Raw genomic sequence first — 1,238 nt, forward strand, 5'->3', positions numbered from 1 at the left:
CCTGGGCTGACCCGCCCCGGGCCCGAGGCGGGTCGGGCGCCGGGGCGGGTCAGCCCAGGATGTTCAGGGTGCCGTGGGCCGGCGGCACGCGGCCGATCTGGTCGAAGATCGCCAGGGCGTCGTAGCGGTGGAGGGTGTCGGCGAGCCGGCCGTCGACCACGCGGCTGACGGAGGTCCCGTTGAAGGTGAAGGGGCGGCCGGTGGGCTTGGTGCCGGCCAGCGGTCCGGTATGGGTTCCGGTGACCGACCAGCCGTACCCCACCAGGTCCCCCTCCACGAGCAGGTGCTCCAGCCGGAAGCGCGCGTCGGGCGCGGCGGCGAGCAGCGTCCGGTGCCGGGCCGCGGCGAGCTCGAACCCGCCCGGCAGGGTCGTGCCGACGTTCTCCTGCACGGTGCGGCCGGGGTGCAGCAGCCCGGCGAGGGCCGCGATGTCGCCGTCGGCGCCCAGCACCTCGTCGAAGAGCCGTCGGACGAGCGCACGGCCTTCTCCGTCGCCCGGGGTGGACGGGCCGGGTACGGCACCGTCGAGGCCGCGCGGGAGGGCCGGGGCGTCGGCCGGCCCAGTCGGCCGGCCCTGCGGTGCCTCCTCGGCTCCGGGCACGGCTCCGACCTGCTGGGTGTAGCCGAGGGTGTCGACGGTGTGGCGTGCCTCGGTGATCCGCCCGTCGACGACCCGGGCCAGGTAGGCGCCGGCCATGTGCACCGTGCGGCCGCTGGGTTCCAGGCCGAGCAGCGGCCCGGTGTGAGTGCCTCGGCCCTCCCACGCGGCCAGGGTCCACTGGCCGTCGGTCACCGACACGGAGACCCGCATCGTCAGGTCGGGGAACGCCCCGCGGAACAGGCCGATCTCCTCGCGCACCACGTCGGCGCCGTACGGCGGCTGGTCCGCGAGGTGGGCATGGTGGCCCAGCACGGCCACGGTGGGCGCGAACAGGCCGGGCAGCAGGTCGAGTTCGTTCCGTCCCCAGCCGTCCTCCCACAGCCGCCGGAGCATCTCGCGTCCGGTCCGCGCCGGCCCTGCCGTCGACTCCGTCACGGACGGGAACGCGGTACCGGTGTCCGCCGCGGCGGCGGTGGCGCCGCAGGTGGACACGGAGTCGTAGGCGGTGGCGAGGTCGGTCGTACTGCTGGTCACGGGCCCTCCTGGTCCGAGTGGTGGGTCAAGGGCGGGGCGCGCGGCCCCGGGAGGCGGGTCAGCCGAGCAGGCGGGCCTCGCCGGCCGCCGGCGGCTCCTGGCC

The 1,238-nt window shown here is 76.6% G+C and carries 1 protein-coding gene; it reads right to left on the reverse strand.

What is annotated here, in order from left to right:
* Positions 1-49 precede the first annotated feature (49 nt).
* Entirely contained in the window at positions 50-1,135 is a 1,086-nt protein-coding gene (locus tag CCN56_RS38230; RefSeq protein WP_086832254.1) for an ester cyclase, read from the reverse strand.
* Positions 1,136-1,238: the final 103 nt, after the last annotated feature.

The organism is Streptomyces sp. NRRL B-24572 (genome assembly GCF_002156145.1).
In the GTDB taxonomy this organism is placed as follows: domain Bacteria; phylum Actinomycetota; class Actinomycetes; order Streptomycetales; family Streptomycetaceae; genus Streptomyces; species Streptomyces vietnamensis.